The sequence below is a fragment of the Bradyrhizobium sp. LB13.1 genome (assembly GCF_054056815.1).
This window is the reverse complement of sequence record NZ_JBSRYQ010000001.1, coordinates 6087444-6105630: the sequence shown is the minus strand read 5'-3', so window position 1 is coordinate 6105630 and position 18187 is coordinate 6087444. Positions and strand designations below refer to the sequence as shown.

Annotated in this window: 15 protein-coding genes and 2 pseudogenes; 9 read left to right on the top strand and 8 right to left on the bottom strand. The window is 64.8% G+C overall.

Annotation, left to right across the window (positions count from 1 at the left end; translation table 11 throughout):
• Nucleotide 1 precedes the first annotated feature (1 nt).
• The 4 genes from lon to ACVWYI_RS29625 all read right to left on the bottom strand — a co-directional run bounded on the left by lon (nucleotide 2) and on the right by ACVWYI_RS29625 (nucleotide 3828).
• A complete protein-coding gene (gene lon / locus ACVWYI_RS29640) occupies nucleotides 2–2395 on the bottom strand; it encodes an endopeptidase La (RefSeq protein ID WP_456663912.1) in 2394 nt (797 codons plus the stop codon).
• Between the two features lie 8 nt (nucleotides 2396–2403).
• Nucleotides 2404–2787, bottom strand: a complete 384-nt coding sequence (locus tag ACVWYI_RS29635) for an Hsp20/alpha crystallin family protein (RefSeq protein WP_247443884.1) — start codon at nucleotides 2785–2787, stop codon at nucleotides 2404–2406.
• Between the two features lie 154 nt (nucleotides 2788–2941).
• Nucleotides 2942–3508 carry a YciE/YciF ferroxidase family protein gene (locus tag ACVWYI_RS29630; RefSeq protein WP_456663911.1) on the bottom strand — a complete coding sequence of 189 codons (567 nt, stop codon included), beginning with the start codon at nucleotides 3506–3508 and terminating at the stop codon, nucleotides 2942–2944.
• Between the two features lie 113 nt (nucleotides 3509–3621).
• Nucleotides 3622–3828 (bottom strand): hypothetical protein, encoded by a 207-nt coding sequence (locus ACVWYI_RS29625; protein WP_456663910.1) that lies wholly within the window; start codon nucleotides 3826–3828, stop codon nucleotides 3622–3624.
• Between the two features lie 89 nt (nucleotides 3829–3917).
• Between ACVWYI_RS29625 and ACVWYI_RS29620 the strand changes: the two genes are divergently transcribed.
• From ACVWYI_RS29620 to ACVWYI_RS29610, 3 genes and pseudogenes are all read left to right on the top strand, one after another.
• Nucleotides 3918–4544 (top strand): MarC family protein, encoded by a 627-nt coding sequence (locus ACVWYI_RS29620; RefSeq protein ID WP_354045214.1) that lies wholly within the window; start codon nucleotides 3918–3920, stop codon nucleotides 4542–4544.
• A 165-nt stretch (nucleotides 4545–4709) separates the two neighbouring features.
• Complete coding sequence (locus tag ACVWYI_RS29615; protein ID WP_456649105.1) at nucleotides 4710–5357, top strand: L-fuculose-phosphate aldolase; 648 nt, start codon at nucleotides 4710–4712, stop codon at nucleotides 5355–5357.
• A 12-nt stretch (nucleotides 5358–5369) separates the two neighbouring features.
• A pseudogene (locus ACVWYI_RS29610) lies at nucleotides 5370–7159 on the top strand (chloride channel protein).
• A 50-nt stretch (nucleotides 7160–7209) separates the two neighbouring features.
• Here the strand turns inward: ACVWYI_RS29610 and ACVWYI_RS29605 are convergent.
• On the bottom strand, nucleotides 7210–7467 hold the full coding sequence (locus ACVWYI_RS29605) for a DUF2798 domain-containing protein (protein WP_354106319.1): 258 nt from the start codon (nucleotides 7465–7467) through the stop codon (nucleotides 7210–7212).
• A gap of 290 nt (nucleotides 7468–7757) precedes the next feature.
• Here ACVWYI_RS29605 and ACVWYI_RS29600 point away from each other — a divergent pair, with 290 nt between their 5' ends.
• From ACVWYI_RS29600 to uraD, 5 genes are all read left to right on the top strand, one after another.
• Nucleotides 7758–8150, top strand: a complete 393-nt coding sequence (locus ACVWYI_RS29600; protein ID WP_354045207.1) for a hypothetical protein — start codon at nucleotides 7758–7760, stop codon at nucleotides 8148–8150.
• Nucleotides 8151–9297: 1147 nt separating this feature from the next.
• Nucleotides 9298–9576, top strand: a complete 279-nt coding sequence (locus ACVWYI_RS29595; RefSeq protein ID WP_456663909.1) for a hypothetical protein — start codon at nucleotides 9298–9300, stop codon at nucleotides 9574–9576.
• 100 nt (nucleotides 9577–9676) lie between these two features.
• A complete protein-coding gene (locus ACVWYI_RS29590; protein ID WP_456663908.1) occupies nucleotides 9677–10090 on the top strand; it encodes a DUF3830 family protein in 414 nt (137 codons plus the stop codon).
• Complete coding sequence (gene puuE / locus ACVWYI_RS29585; RefSeq protein ID WP_456663907.1) at nucleotides 10091–11026, top strand: allantoinase PuuE; 936 nt, start codon at nucleotides 10091–10093, stop codon at nucleotides 11024–11026.
• A gap of 8 nt (nucleotides 11027–11034) precedes the next feature.
• Complete coding sequence (gene uraD, locus ACVWYI_RS29580; RefSeq protein WP_456663906.1) at nucleotides 11035–11922, top strand: 2-oxo-4-hydroxy-4-carboxy-5-ureidoimidazoline decarboxylase; 888 nt, start codon at nucleotides 11035–11037, stop codon at nucleotides 11920–11922.
• Here the strand turns inward: uraD and ACVWYI_RS29575 are convergent.
• Together ACVWYI_RS29575 and ACVWYI_RS29570 are read right to left on the bottom strand one after the other, a co-directional pair.
• Nucleotides 11919–14645, bottom strand: a complete 2727-nt coding sequence (locus tag ACVWYI_RS29575) for a molybdopterin-dependent oxidoreductase (RefSeq protein WP_456663905.1) — start codon at nucleotides 14643–14645, stop codon at nucleotides 11919–11921. The two genes, uraD and ACVWYI_RS29575, sit on opposite strands and share 4 nt — an antisense overlap.
• Complete coding sequence (locus tag ACVWYI_RS29570) at nucleotides 14642–15469, bottom strand: FAD binding domain-containing protein (protein ID WP_456663904.1); 828 nt, start codon at nucleotides 15467–15469, stop codon at nucleotides 14642–14644. The genes ACVWYI_RS29575 and ACVWYI_RS29570 overlap by 4 nt, the downstream gene beginning before the upstream one ends.
• Before the next feature lie 151 nt (nucleotides 15470–15620).
• Between ACVWYI_RS29570 and ACVWYI_RS29565 the strand changes: the two genes are divergently transcribed.
• Nucleotides 15621–16970, top strand: a complete 1350-nt coding sequence (locus tag ACVWYI_RS29565) for an 8-oxoguanine deaminase (protein WP_456663903.1) — start codon at nucleotides 15621–15623, stop codon at nucleotides 16968–16970.
• A gap of 112 nt (nucleotides 16971–17082) precedes the next feature.
• On the opposite strand, the pseudogene ACVWYI_RS29560 reads toward ACVWYI_RS29565, so the two are convergent.
• Nucleotides 17083–18160, bottom strand: a pseudogene (locus ACVWYI_RS29560) (BMP family ABC transporter substrate-binding protein).
• Nucleotides 18161–18187 lie beyond the last annotated feature (27 nt).

Below are 18187 nucleotides of genomic sequence, written 5' to 3'. Positions count from 1 at the left end.
TTCACTCCGCCGCTTCGACCTTGGCGTCCGCCGGCTCAAGCGCCGCGGCGATGGCCTCGTCGACGCGCTCCAGCCAGATGAATTCGAGGTTGTCCCGCGCGCTCTGCGGGATGTCGTCGTAGTCCCGCTTATTGCGCGCCGGCAGCATCACCCGCTTCAGGCCCGCAGCCGCGGCCGCCACGACCTTTTCCTTGATGCCGCCGACCGGCAGCACCAGGCCGCGCAGCGAGATCTCGCCGGTCATGGCGGTGTCGCTGCGCACCGTGCGGTTGGTGAGCAGTGACGTCAGCGCCGTGAACATCGCGACGCCCGCGCTCGGCCCGTCCTTCGGGGTCGCGCCTGCGGGCACGTGAACGTGGATGTCGCTCTTCTCGAACAGCTGCGGATCGATGCCGAGCTGCGAGGCTTTGCTCTTCACCAGCGTCATCGCAGCCTGCACGCTTTCGCGCATGACCTCGCCGAGCTGGCCGGTCAGGATCATCCCGCCCCGGCCCGATACGCGCGAAGCCTCGATGAACAGGATGTCGCCGCCGACCGGCGTCCAGGCAAGGCCGGTGGCCACACCTGGAATGCTGGTGCGCTGCGCGATCTCGCCCTCGAAGCGCGGCTGGCCGAGCACGGTGCCGATGTCCTTCGGCGTCACGACGACCTTTACAGCCGTGCCCTCGGCGACCTGCACCGCGGCGTGCCGAAACAGTTTGCCGATCTCGCGCTCGAGATTACGCACGCCGGCCTCGCGGGTGTAGCCCTTGACCACCAGCTTCAGCGCCTCCGGCTCGATCTCGGCCTGCTCGGCGGTCAGGCCGTTCGCCTCGAGCTGCCGCCGCACTAGATAGCGCCGCGCGATCTCCAGCTTCTCTTCCTGGGTGTAGCCGGCGAGGCTGATCAGCTCCATGCGGTCCAGCAGCGGACTCGGGATCTGGTCCAGCATGTTGGCGGTCGCGATGAAGACCACGCGCGACAGGTCGAAGGGCACGCCCAGGTAATTGTCCCGGAACGTCCCGTTCTGCTCGGGGTCGAGCACCTCCAGCATCGCAGCCGAAGGATCGCCCTGCACGCCGCGGCCCATCTTGTCGATCTCGTCCAGCATCATGACGCAGTTCCGCGTGCCGGCCTTCTTGATGCCCTGGATGATGTTGCCGGGCAGCGCGCCGATATAGGTGCGCCGGTGGCCGCGGATCTCGGCCTCGTCATGCACGCCGCCGAGGCTGACGCGCACGAAGGGGCGATCCATCGCGCGTGCGATGGATTGGCCGAGCGAGGTCTTGCCGACGCCGGGCGGCCCGACGAAGCACAGGATCGGCGCCTTGCCTTGCGGCGCGAGCTTGCGCACCGCCAGATATTCGATGATCCGGGTCTTGATCTTCTCCAGGCCAAAGTGATCAGCGTCGAGGATGCGGCGCGCTTCCTTGATGTCGATCGGCTTCTCCGCGGGCAGCGCCCAGGGCAGCTCGATCAGCCAGTCCAAATAGGTACGGACCATGCCGGCTTCGCCGGCGGCCTCCGGCATGCGCTCGTAGCGCCGCAGCTCCTTCTTCGCATGAGCATCCGCCTCGGGCGGCATGTTGGCCTTGGCGATGGCAGCGGTCAGCTCGGCGACCTCGGCCGCCTTGCCGTCGCCTTCGCCGAGCTGGCGCTGGATGGTCGCCATCTGCTCGCGCAGGATCGCCTCGCGCTGCCGTTCGTCGAAGCTGGCGCGGGTCTGCTGGCCGATCTCGTTGCTGATGCGTAGCACTTCCAGCCGTTCGGCCAGATGCTTCGACACCTTCTCGACACGCAAAGCGAGGTCGATGGTCTCCAAAACCTCCTGCTTGTCCTGCGCCTTGATGTCCATGAACGACGTCGCCAGGTCGGCCAGTGCGCCGGGCGCGGTGGTGCTCTGGAACATCGCGACCAGCTCCGGCGGCGCCTGCGGCAGCAGTTCGATGGCCTCGATGGCCAGGCGCTGCAGGTTCAGCGCGCGCGCCTCGATCTCGGGCGAGTTCGCAGTCGGCTCCGGAATCTGCTGGATCCGCGCGGCCGGGAACGGCGTCCCCGGCAGGAAGTCGAGGATGCGCGCGCGCTGCACGCCCTGGCAGACGATGTGATGGGTGCCGTCGGGCGCGGTGATGTAGCGCACGATGTTGGCGATGGTCGCGACCCGGTAGAGGTCGTCCGGCCCGGGCTCGTCGGTCTCGGGGCTGCGCTGCAGGACGATGCCGATCGGCCGCTGCTCGCGCAGCGCCTGCTGTGCGGCGGCGATCGACTTCGGCCGTGCGATCGCGATCGGCCCGATGGCGCCAGGAAACAGCACCATGTCGCGCACGGCGATGATGATCAGCGCGTCTTCGGGAATCTTCACGTCGGAAGTGTTTTGCGGATTGGTCTGTGCGGTATTCATTTGCTCGGTGGCCATGATCGACCTCAGGATTTGGCGAGGCGCAATGCGACGCAGCCGTCCATCACGAAGCGGCTGATGGCGTAGCGGCCAACGGGAAGCACGATGCGCCGCTCGAAGCGGCCCTGCGGCAGCTCGAGCCGGTGGATGCGGGCGTTGCGAAGCTCCGGCGGAAGGGTGCGCTGGCCGGAGATGACGAGCACGCCGTCATGGATGACAGTCTCGACATTGTCGGGATTGACGCCGGGAAGCGCGACCAGGATCAGCAGCTCATGCTCGGTTTCGAGCACGTCGATCGGCGGCTCCCAGCAGGCCTCCTGGCGGCCGAACTGCTGACGCAGCCGTTCGGCGCGGGTCAGCTGGTCCAGGGCTTCGGACAGCATCCAGTCGAGGGGATTTTTGGGTTGCATGATGCAGGCTCGGCGGTGGGGAATGCTGCATATGGGGCTGGTTCCCGGGAATTCCAGCCCGGCGGCGCGGACGTGCCATGCGGATCGTGCGATCCGAAAAGACAAGCGCCGCGGCCTTCCGGGCCGCGGCGTGGCGTTGTCAGGCGTGAGCGGCTCAGGCCGCTTTGCGGTATTCCTCTTCCGCTTCGAGGTTGATCACGGAAGTGGCGAGCTCGGTCAGGGCGTGGTCGGTCGCCTCTTCCTCGTCGAGCGTCGCCTGCAGCAATCTTGCTGCGTCGTGCATGCCGAGCTCCTCGGCCCAGGTGCGCAAGGTGCCGTAGCGGGAGATCTCATAGTGCTCGACCGCCTGCGCAGCTGCGAGCAGGCCGGCGTCGAGCGCAGGAGCGTTCTTGAACTCCTTCATGATCTCGGCGCCTTCGTCGGTGATGCCGTTGATCGCTTCGCAAGGCTTGCCGCGGGGCGGCTTGCCCAGCATCTTGAAGATCTGGTCCAGACGTTTGACCTGGCCCTGCGTCTCGCGCAGATGCTTGTTGAAGGCCGCCGCGAGCTGCTTCGAGTTTGCGGCCTTGGCCATCTTGGGCAAGGTCTTGATGATCTTGTTCTCGGCGAAATAGATGTCCTTCAGCGTCTCCAGAAACAGATCGCTCAACATCTTCGGCGCCTGACGCGGGCGCCGCGCCGCGGTCTTCTTGGTTGTACGTTTCTTTGCTCGTTTGGCCATAGATCCTCCTCTTGAGGTGACACGGGAAGGCATCGCCTTCCTCAATCCTCAGGCGATCAAAACCTTTGCGAGAACGAAAGTTCCAAACTGCTACCTGCGCTCACGGCGATCGTTCAGGTCGGGCGCTTACGAGGATCTTCCTGCCGCTGCCGCGCCTCGGTGTTGCGGTCGAGCTGTGCGCGCTCGCTGCGCCGCAGGCGTCCCGATTTCGACACGCCATAGACGAGAACCGCACCGAGCAGGAAGGCTCCGATGAACCAGAGCCAGAGCAAATTGGCCGAGAGGTGGCCCAGCAACATTCCAATTCCACTGTCACTCATTGTGCATCTCCGGTGATTTTCAAAGCGGTTCTGCCGGGCTAAGTCAGTCCGCCAGCCATCGTTCCTGCGTCCAGGGAGCCCACCGAGACATGATCGACTTCACCCTGTCGGCCTTCGTGACGCTGTTGCTCGTGGTCGATCCCGTGGGCCTTGCGCCGGCTTTCCTCGCCGCGACCGGCGGCATGCCCGACAAGACCAAACGCACCATCGCGCTGCGCGCGCCGCTGATTGCGGCGTCGATCCTGGTGGTGATCGCGCTGATCGGAAACTGGCTCCTGCGCCAGCTCGGGATCGGCATCCCCGCCTTCCAGATCGCCGGCGGGCTGCTGCTGTTCGGCGTGTCCTACCAGATGATCTTCGGCGACCGTCCGCATCGCGAGGCCCGCGAGGCCGACAAGGCGACGTCGGAGCATGCCTCGGATGTCGCGGTATTCCCGCTGGCGATCCCGATGATGGCCGGTCCCGGCGCGATCGCGACCACGCTGCTGCTTTCGGGCGATGCCGGTTACGGGGCGAGGCTCGCGATCATCATCGCGGTCGTGCTCTGCGTCTGCCTCATCTGCATGCTCTGCTTTGCCTCCGCGAACATGATCGCGCGCACCCTTGGGCGCACCGGCAACGCCGTGCTTTCGCGGGTGCTCGGCATGCTGCTCGCGGCCTATTCGGTGCAGTTCGTGATCAACGGGATCGCCGCCGTCCGGGCGAGCTTGCCGTAGGGCTGTGACAATCTGTTAACGCGTTGATTTTCATGAGTATTTCACGATGCAGCGAGAGCGCCGGCGCGATCGCGGGCGATCCGGTCTGCTTTCTCTTGCGCTGCCACATTGCTTTGACGTACTCCCCGTCTAACAAGCGCCCATCGTCAGGAATTCGATATCTCGATGACAGCGGACGAGCTCGACAAGAGACAGGCCATCATCGGCGCCTGCCGCCGCATGAATGCGCTCGGCATCAACCAGGGCACCTCGGGCAATATCAGCGTCCGCCATGTGGACGGGCTTCTGATCACACCGACCAGCGTGCCCTATGACGCCATGACGCCGGACCAAATCGTCTTCATGGCGATGGACGGCTCACATGCGCCCAGTCAGAAGCCGTCCAGCGAGTGGCGCTTCCACCTCGACATCCTGAAGGCCCGGCAGGACGTCAACGCCGTCGTCCACGCTCATCCGACCTATTGCACCATCCTCGCGATCATGGGCATGGAGATCCCGCCCGTGCACTACATGATCGCAGCCGCCGGCGGAGACAGCATCCGCTGCGCGCCCTATGCCACCTTCGGAACGGTCGAGCTGTCGGAACATGCGGTGCGGGCGCTGGAGGACCGGCTCGCCTGTCTGCTCGACCATCACGGTATGATCGCGGTCGGCAAGTCGCTGGACAAGGCGATGTGGCTCGCGGTCGAGGTGGAGACACTGGCGCGGCAATATCACGGCTGCCTCCAGATCGGAGAGCCGCCGCTGCTTTCGAGCGCCGAGATCGAGCGGGTCCGCCAGCGCATGTCCGGTTACGGCATGTCGGAAGAGTAGGGCGGACAGAGAGTGTTCCTTCGGATCAGACATCTCACCGATCGCAAGGGGACGAACCGCGTCATGGTTCGGCTGCGGGCGCTGCTGCGCAGCAACGAATTCTATCTGATCCCGCTCGCCCTCGTGATCGGCACGCTTGCCGGCGCCGTCGTGACGCTGATGGCCGAGATTGCGCAGATTGCTCATATGGTGATCTACGGCATTCCCATCGACGTCCGCCTTTCCGCCAACGCGCGCGTCAGCCCCTGGGCCGCGCTGATCGCGCCTGCGCTGGGCGGGCTGGCGCTCGGTATCATGGAGTGGTGGCGGCGGCGGTGGAAGATCTCCAACGCGGTCGACCCGATCGAGGCGAACGCGCTGCGCGGCGGCAATCTGTCGATGCGCGACAGCCTGGTGGTGTCGAGCCAGACGCTGATCTCGAACGGCTGCGGCGCATCCGTCGGTCTCGAGGCCGGCTATACCCAGATCGGCTCGGGTATCGCCTCGCTGTTCGGCAAGTTCTTTAATCTGCGCCGCAACGATCTGCGCCTGATCGTCGGCTGCGGCGCTGCCGCTGCGATCGCGGCGGCGTTCGGTGCACCGATCACCGGGGCCTTCTACGCCTGCGAGCTGATTGTCGGCGTCTATTCGGTCGGCAGCGCCGCCCCGATCCTGGCGGCCTCGCTCGCCGGCGCCTTGACCGCGCAATGGCTCGGCGGCGCACCGTACTCGCTCGAAATACCGAAGGTCAGCGCTGTCGGCGTCGAGCAATATATCGCGTTGATCGGGCTTGCACTCGTCACCAGCGGCGTCGGCATCGCCGTGATGCGCTCGTCCTCGATGTTCGAGCGCCTGTTCAAATGGATGCCGATCTGGCTGCGCCCGGTGATCGGCGGCCTCATCGTCGGCGGCTTTGCGATCGTCACACCGCAGGTGCTGGCGGCCGGCCACGGCGCCATGGTGCTCGATCTCTTTCACGACATGACGATCGGCCTGATCGCGCTGATCATCGCCTTGAAGGTGACGGCCTGCCTGATCTCGCTCGCCTCGGGCTTCCGCGGTGGGCTGTTCTTTGCCTCGCTGTTTGTCGGCAGCCTGATCGGAAAGTTCTTTTCCGCGGTGCTGTTGCTGATCAGCCCGAACTTCGTGATCGACCCGCTGGTCGCGCGATGCTGACGGGCATGGCGACGCTCGGCGTCGCCATCGTCGGCGGTCCCTTGACCATGTCGTTCCTCGTGCTCGAGATGACCCGCAACGTCGACGTCACCGCCGTGGTGCTCGCCGGCTGCATCGTCACCTCGATCTGCGTCCGCTTCATGTTCGGACACTCCTTCTCGACCTGGCGCCTGCATCTGCGTGGCGAGACCATCCGCAGCGCCAACGATGTCGGCTGGCTCCGCAACCTCACCGTCGAGCGGCTGATGCGCTCCGACGTCGGCAAGGTGCCGTCGACTACGACCATCGCGGCGGTCCGCGGCGAATTCCCGCTGGGATCGCGTCCGGGTATCGTCATCGTCAACAATGCGGACGAATATGTCGGGCTCGTCCTGCTGCCCGATCTGTTCTCCGGCGACCTCGACACCATCGCCGACGAGATCCAGGTGATCGAGCTCGCCCGCCTGACCGAGATCGTGCTGATCCCGGAAATGAACGTGAAGTCGGCGATGGCGGTGTTCGACGAAGCGGAAGCCGAGATGCTCGCGGTGGTCGATTCCACCGACAGCCGCAAGGTGGTCGGCTTCCTCACCGAGACGTTCGTCCGACGCCGCTATGTCGAGGAGATCGACAAGGCGACGCGCGGCGTGCTCGGCGCGCTATCGTAAGGACACGCGAAAGCGGGACGGCGTGCGTCATGCGCCGCCGTCCGCGCCTTCTATCGGCCCGGTTGGGAGGGAGCCGCGACGACGCTAGCCACGATCCGGCGGACCAGTGGCAGCACCATCAGCAGCGTCGGAAAGGCGACGAGCCATGACAGCCCCCAGGCGCCCGGCCACGTCGCGAGGAACGCCGCCGTTGCGCCGAGGCTCCGAAGCGTGGAAATGACCGACACCACGGCTGTCATGAGGATGGACAGCACGAATGGCATCACGATCGGCGCATAGCGCGCCGGCAGTTTGCGAACCGCAATCATCTGATTTCTCTTTGGAATAGGACGGGTCAGTCACGGTGAACCTGAAAATGGCATCGATCCCGACGACGTCGGTTGATGCGTTGGTTCACGTAAAACGCTTACGGCGACCGAAAAAAACGGCGCGGCTGTTCATTATCCGCTCATGTTGGATGGTTCAAGCTGGATTTGGTCGTCGGTTTACAATCGTTCAAAGCGTGACAGATTGCCGCGATCAGGAAACCATTTCAGTGGTTTGCGCATTATGTCTCGTTTGATTATGTCGCTTTGAGCGAGAACTGAGGAAGGTCAAGATGAATAAGGGACCGATGATTTCTGCAGCCGGCCGCAACCTTGTGTTGGCAGCTTTCGCAAGTCTTGTTCTGATTACGGCCTCTATCACGCCTTCGGCTGCCAACTCGCCCGCGCCCACCAAGGCCGCTGCCGCGGGCCCGGCCGCTCCGGCTGCCACCGATTTCAGCGCCGCCGCTCGCCGCCACCGCTATTATCGACGAGGTCCGAACGCTGCAGGCCTCGCCTTCATGGGCGTGGCGGCAGGACTGATCGGCGGCGCTATCGCGGAGAGCAGGCGCCAGGAGTACTACGAGGACCGCTATAATTACGGCCCCGGTCCTTACTACGGCGGCCAGGGATATTACGGCGGCGGTCCCTACTATGGTCCGCGCGGCTATTATCAGCCGTATTAGGCGCCTGTCCTCGCTGCAATCTCTATCGCGCCAAGGGGCGGTGTTTTGCATCGCCCCTTGTTGCTTCTGCGCGAGGCGTCTCATTGCGCGACCTGTGTTGCGGGTGCGTCAATCCTCTCCGGGAAAAATATTCCGCTTTACCGAAATTCGGAATTGGCGTATGTGTCGCCCATCCCGGCTCACCCTTGAGGGGCGACCACGTGTCGTGATGGTCGTAGAGCCGGGCTTGCGGTGGACGCGACAGCGTCGGGTGCGAAAAGTGCGGGCAGGGCGGATTGCTCTCCGTGAGCCCGAGGCTTCGTGCCGACGAGCGGCGCTGTCAGGTTCGTCTCGTCATCAGGTCGGCGGCAACGTGCACAACGCCGTCGAAACCGGTGGCGACAAGCGAGCCGTGCGTACGGCAAAACCGTGTGGTCCTGGCCGTCGTTGCTACGGTCAAGCCTTGGCGGAGGCGGCATTCGCGTCAACCGGCGCGGTGTCCGCGACTTTCGTGAAGGCGAGGGAGGCCAACAGGAACTCGGCTCCCGGGAGAGCACGGCATAAGCCGTAAAGCCACTGCGCAGGGAAGGCTGAGTGATTTGGCTACACCTGTATGCTGCTGTGCGGTTTCCTTGCGCTACACTTTCGCGCAGCGGACCGCGGGTGTCAGCCGGCACCCGGCCTTCCCTGCGCCCTCTTGGACACGAGGGTGGATCGACCAGCAAAGCTCGGGCGAAATGCGCCGCGAGGATGCGAAGGCGTGTCTGCAATCAAGATGCGAGCTGGAAGAGTGGCGCTGCCGCCTCATACTTCGTCATTGCGAGCGCAGCGAAGCAATCCAGAGTCTTACCGCGGAGGGATTCTGGATTGCTTCGCTGCGCTCGCAAAGACGACTTGAGAGAGTGTGCACCACCCTTCGCTCTCGTGCCCCGGACGCAGCGCAGCGCCTCGTCGGCGGTGCGCTGCAGAGCCGGGGCCCATGCCGCAGAGAATTCGTGGCTTCTGGGTCCCGGCTCTGCGCCGCAACGCTAAGGGGCGTTGCAGCTTGTCCGGGACATGAGAGTGAGCACCGGGTCCCGGCTAAATATTCGGCAATCGTGCTCGCGGCGCCGATGGACTTGCCCGCAGCAATCCGGTTCAATGCGGCCAATTGGGTTTTTAGGCGACAATGATGTCGAGATATCTGCTGGTCCTTCTCCTGTTCGCCTCGCCGGCCGTGGCGCAGGTCAAGCTGACCCCAAAAACCTCGGCGGCGCATCCGGACCCCTGCGTGCCGATCGGGCGTACCGCGGACGGCAAACTGGTCTACTCGATGAAATGCGAGAATCTGCCGGTGCCGCCCCCGCCACCGCAGGCGGAACTGAGGGAGGCGCCGCAGCCTGCCGCGGAGCCGGAGCCGGAGACGCGGCGGAGCGGCGTTTTCGGCTGGTCCTACGACCGTAGGTGATGCGGCCTCGCCCCTTGCGCGAAGCTCGATGGAATGCTTTTTGCCCATGAGTTCCCCGTGAGAGTATCCCGGGGGGCCCGCCCCGATCCAGAGAGATGAGATGAGCAAACTCGTTATCCGCGCCGGCGACTTCACCTTCGATGCCCGTTTCGAGGAGCAGCTGGCGCCCAAAACTGTCGCCGTGTTCCGCAAGGCGCTGCCGTTCGAAAGCCACATCATCCATGTGCGCTGGAGCGGCGAGGGCGTGTGGATGCCGCTCGGCGACCTCGATTTCGGGGTCGGCTACGAGAACCACACTAGCTATCCGGCGCCCGGCCAGATCATCCTCTATCCCGGCGGCATCAGCGAGACCGAGATCCTGATGGCCTATGGCGGCGTGAGCTTCGCAAGCAAGATGGGCCAGCTCGCCGGCAATCATTTCATCACGCTGACCTCTGGCCTGGAGAATCTGGCAACGCTCGGCAAGAGCGTGCTGTGGAAGGGCGCTCTGCCGATCCGCTTCGAGGAAGTCTGAGTGACTGACGCCCGCTACCCGCGCGATCTCCGCGGTTACGGCCGCAACCCGCCGCACCCGCAATGGCCCGGTGATGCGCGGGTCGCGGTGCAGTTCGTCGTCAATTTCGAGGAGGGCGGCGAGAACAGCATCCTGCACGGCGATCGCGCCTCGGAAGCGTTTTTGTCCGACGTGCTCGGCGCGCAGCCTTGGCCCGGCCAGCGCCACGCCAATATCGAATCGATGTTCGAGTATGGCTCGCGCGCCGGCTTCTGGCGGCTGTGGCGAATGTTCAATGAGCGCAAATGGCCGACCACCGTGTTCGGTGTCGCCACGGCGTTGAAGCGCAATCCGGAAATCGTGGCTGCCATGAAGGAGGCGGGCTGGGACATCGCCAGCCACAGCCTGAAATGGATCGAGCACAAGGACATGACCGAGGCGCAGGAGCGCGCGGAGATTGCGGAGGCGATCCGCGTCCACACCGAGGCGACTGGATCGCGGCCGCTCGGCTGGTACACCGGGCGCTCCTCGAACAACACCAACCGTCTATTGATGGAGGAGGGCGGCTTCCTCTATCTCTGCGACTCCTACGCCGACGATCTGCCCTATTGGGTCAAGGGCGCGAGCGGCAAGCAACTCGTCATTCCCTATACGCTTGACGCCAACGATATGCGGTTCATCAACCCGCAGGGCTTTGCCGAAGGCGAGCAGTTCTTCACCTATCTGAAGGATGCCTTCGACGTACTCTATGCCGAAGGCGAGAGCGCGCCGAAGATGATGTCGGTCGGCCTGCACTGTCGACTCGCCGGCCGACCCGGCCGCGCCGCGGGGCTGATCCGCTTCCTCGACTACATCGGCAGGCACGAGCGCGTCTGGGTGCCGACGCGGTTGCAGATCGCACAGCATTGGCACGACAAGCACGCGCATCTTGCGGCCGACGCATTTGAGATCGGGTGAGGGGGGCGATGTCGCAGATCTCGCTGTCTGATCTCAATGCGGCCGATGAAGCCGGTTTCGTTGCCGCGCTTGCCAACGTCGTCGAACATTCGCCGTGGATCGCCGGGCAACTCGCCGCGAAGCGGCCGTTCGCCGGCATCAACCAATTGCACGCCGCGCTGATGGCGGCGATCCAGAGTGCCGAGCCCGACGTGCAATTGGCGCTGATCCGGGCGCATCCGGACCTCGCCAACAAGACCCAGCGCGCGGCGGGGCTCACGGAGGAATCGACCGCCGAGCAGAACAGCGCCGGGCTCGACCGGCTGTCAGAGGCCGAATACGCTACGTTTGAACGCGTCAACAACGCCTATCGTGACAAGTTCGGCATTCCCTATATCGTCTGCGTGCGTCGTCACACCAAGGATTCCGTGCTGGCCGACTTCGAGACGCGGTTGCGCAATATCGCCAAGACCGAGACGCGACGTGCGATCGAGGAGATTGGCCGTATCTCGGCGTTGCGGCTCGATCAACTCGTCGCAGCCGATGACAAGCTCAGGGTCCATGGCCGGCTGTCGACCCATGTATTGGACAATCACGTCGGCAAGCCCGCGCCGGGCATCCCGGTGGAGCTCGTTGAACTCTCCGCGCTCGGCGAGAGCCGCGTGATCGCGCGCACCGTCACCAATGCGGACGGCCGCACCGCCCAGCCGCTGATCGGCGGTCGTCCGTTGCCGATCGGCCGCTATGAACTCCGATTCAGCGTGGCCAAATATTACGCCGAGCGCAACGTGCAGCTCGCCGACCCGCCGTTCCTCGACGAGATCCCGCTGCGCTTCGCGATCAGCGAGCCGGAGGGGCACTATCACGTGCCGCTATTGGTCACGCCGTGGAGCTATTCGACCTATCGCGGCAGCTAATCACCGAACTTGTCGCGCAGCGCCGGAAACAGCCGGTCCGGCTTGAAGGGCGGCGCGGTGAAGCGGATGCCGGTGGCATCGGCAATCGCGTTGCCGAGCGCGGCGGCGACCGGATTGTACGGGCTCTCGCTCATCGACTTCGCCCCCAACGGTCCGACCGTGTCGGATGTCTCGGCGAAGAAAACCTCGGTGCGCGGCACGTCGGCAAAGGAGGGCAGGTGGTAGTCGCGGAATTTCGGGTTGGTGACGCGGCCGTCCGCGTCGATCACCATCTCCTCGTAGAGCGCGGCACCGAGCGCCTGCGCGACCCCGCCTTCGACCTGACCTCGGCACTGCATGGGATTGGCGACGACACCGGCATCAGCCGCATGCACGCTCCTGAGAATTTTGAGCTCGCCGGTGCCCTTGTTCACGGCGACGCGAAAGCCCTGCACGTTGAAGCCGACCGAACGCGGCGTGCCGCTGGAATTGCCGGTGCCGGCGAAAGGCTGGCCGCGTTCGCGCGCGAGCTTTGCCAATTCCACAAAGGCCATGCGCCGCACCCCACTGACAACGGCCTCGTTTTCGAGCGTACAGCTCCGGACGTCGCAGAGCCATGCGCCGGCGGCGGCCGTCTTCAGCTCGGTCGCAAGCTGCATCGCTGCCGCATGCGTCGCCTTGCCGGCGACGAACATGCCCGCGCTGCCGTAGGCGCCGGTATCGTGGCCACCATGGGCGGTGTCGGACTGGCGCAGGCGAATCCGGTCGACGGTGGTCGCAAGCGTTGTCGCCGCGATCTGCCGGTGCACGGTGCTGGTGCCGTTGCCGAACTCGGCGGTGCCGACCGTGAGGTCGAAGCCGGCCTCGTCGTTGAGCGCGACCATGGCATCCGCGAGATGGCCGGCCGGGGGCGCCGTGTCGATCATGGTCAGCGCGAGGCCGTCGCCGATCAGCCACTCCGGCGACAGGTCCGGTCGGGGACCATCGGCCCGCATCGCGCGCTCGACGAGATCGAGGCACTGGTCGAGCCCGTAGGAGCCATAGAGCACGTCGTGGAATTCCGACGGCGGCGGCGACAGCATGGGATCGCCGGGCTTGACGACGTTGCGCCGGCGCATCTCGTAGGGGTTGATGCCGAGCTGCCTTGCCAGTTCCTCGATCGCGGCTTCGGTCGCGATCAGTGTTTGCGGCAAGCCATAACCGCGGAACGCGCCTGCCGGCACCGTATTGGTGTAGACCGCGTAGCCGTCGACCTTCTTGTTCGGGCAATTGTAGACGCCGATGGACTCGGACAACGAGTGGAACATCACGGGGCCGGCATGATTGCCGTAGGCGCCGGTGTTGGAGAGCACGTTGAGCTGGAGCGCGGTGAGCCTGCCGTCCGCGTCCGCACCGGCCTTGATGTGGACCCGCATCGGATGTCGCGTCGAGGTCGCGATGAACTGCTCCTCGCGGGTGAGCTCCAGTTTCACCGGCCGCCCGGTCTTGAGCACGGCGAGCGCCAGAATGTCCTCGACGAACATCTCCTGCTTGCCGCCAAAGCCGCCGCCGACGCGCTCGCAGAACACGCGGACCTTGTTGATGGGAAGCTCGAAGATATCGGACAGTGCGCGCCGGGTCAGGAACGGCACCTGGGTCGAGGTGCGAACATTGAGCACGCCCGAAGCATCGAGCCAGGCCAGGCCGCCATGGGTCTCCAATGCGGCATGCTGCACACGGTGACTGTGGAAGGTAGCCTCGTAAGTGACGGCGGACGTCGCGAGCGCAGCTGCGACATCGCCGAATTCGCCATGCGTCTCCGCGGCGAGGTTGCGCTGGGCGTCGGCGATCCGGTTCGCGGTGGTGCGGTCAGGATGAATGACAGGTGCACCCGGCGCCATCGCCTTTTCAGGGTCGATCAGCGCAGGCAGAAGCACGTAACTGACCTTCAGCCGGCGGCAGGCGTCCTCGGCGGCGGCTTCGCTGTCTGCGACGACGGCGGCGACCTTCTGGCCGATGAAGCGCACGATTTCGTCGAGGATACGGGTGTCCTCGGGATCCATCCAGTCCTTCTCGTGCCGCGCGGTCGAGATCAGGACCTTGGGCGCGTCCTCATGCGTCAGCACCGCGTGCACGCCGGGAATGCTCAGCGCTTCCGATTTGTCGATCGCGACGATCCTCGCGTGGGCGTGCGGTGAACGGAGCAGCTTGATATGCAGCAGGCCGTCAATCTGCATGTCGAACGTGTAGCGCGCCTTGCCGCGCACGACGTCAGGGCCAGCTGGCGCCGGCAGATTGCGGCCGAATGCGGCGCCGGCCTCGACGTTCTCATCGACATTGGACTTGCCAAGCAGCGCATCCTCGATCGAGCGATAGCCGGTGCAGCGGCAGATATTTCCCTTCAGCGCCACGCCGAGATCGGTGCGCTGCGCCTGGTTGAGCGAGGCACAGGTCAGGATCATGCCGGCTGTGCAGAAGCCGCATTGAAAGCCTTGCGCATCGAGGAAGGCCTGCTGCATCGGATGCGCGCCGCTATCCCCGCCGAGACCTTCGATCGTGGTGACGGCGCGCCCCTCGGCGCGGAACGCTGGGATCAGGCAGCTATGCACCGGCTCGCCGTCGAGCAGCACGGTGCACGCGCCGCAATCGCCGGCGTCGCAGCCCTTCTTCACGCCGAAATGGCCGAGCTCGCGCAGGAACGTGCGCAGGCACTGGCCGGCGCGCGGTGCTTGCGAAAACGGTTTGCCGTTGACCTCGAAGCTCATGATGGTGCCGCGCCCAGGAGTTCGTCACGGATCTCTTCGGCAAGCCGTAGTGTCATGTGCTTGCGCCAGAGCGGCTTGCCGTGGATGTCGGTGTGGTAAAGCTCGTCGGTGATGTGTTGCTCGATCGCATCGCGGAGCGCGCTCGCGTTGGGCGGCTTGGGAAAGGACAGCTGGATCGGTCGTACCGTCGATGCGGTGACCGTGAGCTTCAGCGTGCCGTCGGTATCCAGGCTGCCGATCAGAAGCGCCGCCGAGCGGCCGACCGGCGCCAGCGAGATCTGGCGAAAGGCCGTGCGACGCTTCAACGCGGCAATCGGGATATCGATCTGCCGGAGCAGGTCCCCTGTCGCGAGACGATTGCGCTGGTTGCCGGTGACGAATTCGGTGACTTGTATCTTCTGTTCGCCGCCGTCTGCCTTCCAGATGGTGCAGACCCCGTCGAGCGCGGCGGTGAGCGAGATCATCGGTCCCGCCGGAAGCGACATGCAGAGATTGCCGCCGACGGTTGCAGTCTTCCAGATCTTGAACGATGCAAGGAAGGCGCGGCAGCACTGGTTGATCAGCGCCGCAGCGAACCAGCCGGGTGGGCAGACGAGTCCATCGAGCTGCGCAACGGTGCACGTGGCGGCGATGCCGAGATGGCTCTCGGTGACGGTCAGTGCCGGCCATTTCAGGTCGGCCAGATCGATGAGCCGAGTGAGGTGGACCTGCGGCTCCGAGAACAGCCAGGTGCCGCCTGCGAGCCAAGCATCACCTGCCTTCCAAATCGGCAGCTGGGTGCGCGTTTGCGGATGGGCCACTGTCGTGATGGTATTCAAATCCATGGCTGCGCCAACGCTTCCGCCCCGTAAATCATGCAACAGAGTCTTGCAAGACCGGAGCCAAGTCGCAACAACAAGTAGCTAGCTGGAAGGCGTTCGTGCGGCTTCCGCATGGGGCGGGTCGCCGTCTACGGATGTGAGAAGGAGCGGGATCATGAGCGATGCAAAGCCGATCTGGATCAGGGATCCCCTGGCTATCCTGGCCGACGGGGCCGAGCGCGGGGTCGTGGTGAAGGACGGTCGGATCGTCGAACTCGTGCCGGCCGGCGGTGTACCCGCAACCGCGGATGTTGCGGTGTTCGATGCTGGCGACCACGTCGTGCTGCCGGGACTCATCAACACGCATCACCATTTTTACCAGACGCTGACACGGGCGCTGCCGGCGGCGATGGACCGCGAGCTGTTTCCCTGGCTCCAGGCGCTCTATCCGGTATGGGCGAAGCTGACGCCGGATGCGCTCGAGCTCGCTGTCACGGTGGCGATGTCGGAGCTTCTGCTCTCCGGCTGCACCACCACGACGGATCATCACTACGTGTTTCCGCCGGGACTCGAAGACGCCGTCGATATCGAAGTCGGAGTCGCAAGACGGCTCGGCGTGCGGGTGCTGCTCACGCGCGGCTCGATGAACCTGTCGCAGCGCGACGGCGGCCTGCCGCCCGATAGCGTCGTGCAGGATGAGGACACCATCCTCGCGGACAGCGCGCGCGTGGTCGCCAGGCATCACCAGCGCGGCGCGGATGCGATGGTGCAGATCGCGCTCGCACCGTGCTCACCCTTCTCGGTGACGACGTCCCTGATGCGCGCGACCGCCGATCTCGCCGACAAGCTCGACGTGCGTCTGCACACCCACCTCGCCGAAACCGAGGACGAGAACAAATTCTGCCAGGAGATGTATGGTTGCCGTCCGCTCGATTATCTCGAGCAATGCGGCTGGCTCAATGCGCGGACGTGGCTCGCCCATGGCATCTTCTTCAACGCCGAGGAAATGAAGCGGCTCGGCAAGGCAAAGACGACCATCAGCCATTGCGCGTGCAGCAACCAGATTCTGGCCTCCGGCTGCTGCCCTGTCTGCGAGATGGAGGAGGCCGGTGTCGGCATCGGCATCGGTGTCGACGGCTCGGCCTCGAACGATGGATCGAACCTGATGCAGGAGGTGCGGACCGCCTTCCTGCTGCAACGGGCGCGCTACGGGGTGACGAAGGTCAGCCACAAGGATGCGCTGCGCTGGGCTACCAAGGGGTCGGCGGCGTGTGTGGGCCGGCCGGAACTCGGCGAGATCGCGGTCGGCAAGTCTGCCGATGTCGCGTTGTTCAGGCTCGACGAATTGCGCTTCTCCGGCCACGGCGATCCGCTGGCCGCACTGGTGCTGTGCGGGGCGCATTGGGCCGACCGGGTGATGGTGGCGGGAAAATGGGCCGTGATCGACGGCGCGATCCCGGGGCTGGACGTCCCTGACCTCATCCGCCGCCACAGTTCGGCGGCGCGGACTATGCAGGCGGGATAACATCCCGGCGAAAATAAAAAGAGGGGGCGACCACAAGTGCCGGGTGCTTCTGGCCACCCCCTCCGAACCTCCTCCGGGAGGAGCAGGTGATTTAGGCGATGCAAGAAGCGTGCTACTTTCCCGGCAGCTTGTCGTCGATGCCCTTGACGTAGAAATTCATGCCGAGGATCTGGCCGTCGTCGAGATTTGCGCCGCCCTTGCACTCGACCGGCTTGCCGTCCTGCCCAACGACCGGGCATTTGAACGGATGCAGCTTGCCCGCGGTGATCGCGGCCTGGGCATCCTCGGCGATCTTCTTCACGTCGTCGGGCATGTTGGTGTAGGGCGCCATCGCGAACATGTGGCTGTCGAGGCCGCCCCAGGTGTCCTCGGATTTCCAGGTGCCGTCGAGTTCCGCCTTGACGCGGGCGATGTAGTAGGGACCCCAGGTGTCGAGGATCGAGGTCAGCTGGGTCTTCGGCCCGAACTTGATCATCTCGGAATCCTGGCCGAAGGCGAGCTTGCCGCGTTCGCTGGCGATCTGCATCGCCGCCCGGCGAATCCGTGTGCTGCATGATGACGTCAGCGCCCTGGTCGATCAGCGCCTTGGCAGCGTCGGCCTCCTTGCCCGGATCGAACCAGGTGTTGGCCCAGATGATCTTCACCTTGATGTTCGGGTTGATGGTCTGCGCCGCCAGGATCGTCGCATTGATGCCAGAGACGACCTCCGGAATCGGGAACGAGCCGATATAGCCGAGCACGCCGGACTTCGACATTTTGGCCGCGATCAGGCCCTGGATGTAGCGGCCCTGGTACCATTTGGCCGAGTAGGTCGACATGTTCGGATTGCGCTTGTAGCCGGTAGAGTGCTCGAAATGCACGTTCGGGTATTTCTTCGCGACCTTCAGCGTCGGATCCATATAGCCGAACGACGTCGTGAAGATCAGCTTGTTGCCGGCGCGGACGAGCTGCTCGATGGCCCGCTCGGCGTCGGGACCTTCAGGCACGTTTTCCAGATAGGTGGTCTCAATCTTGTCGCCGAGCTCCTTCACCAGCGCCTGGCGTGCCAGCTCATGCTGATAGGTCCAGCCGAGGTCTCCGATCGGACCCAAATAGATGAAGCCGACCTTCAGCTTGTCGGCGGCGGAGGCTGCGCTGACGCTTCCGGCGAGCAAAAGCGCGGCAGCCAGCGCAAGAAGTGATTTCCTCATCATCAATCTCCAAACATCTGGGGAAAG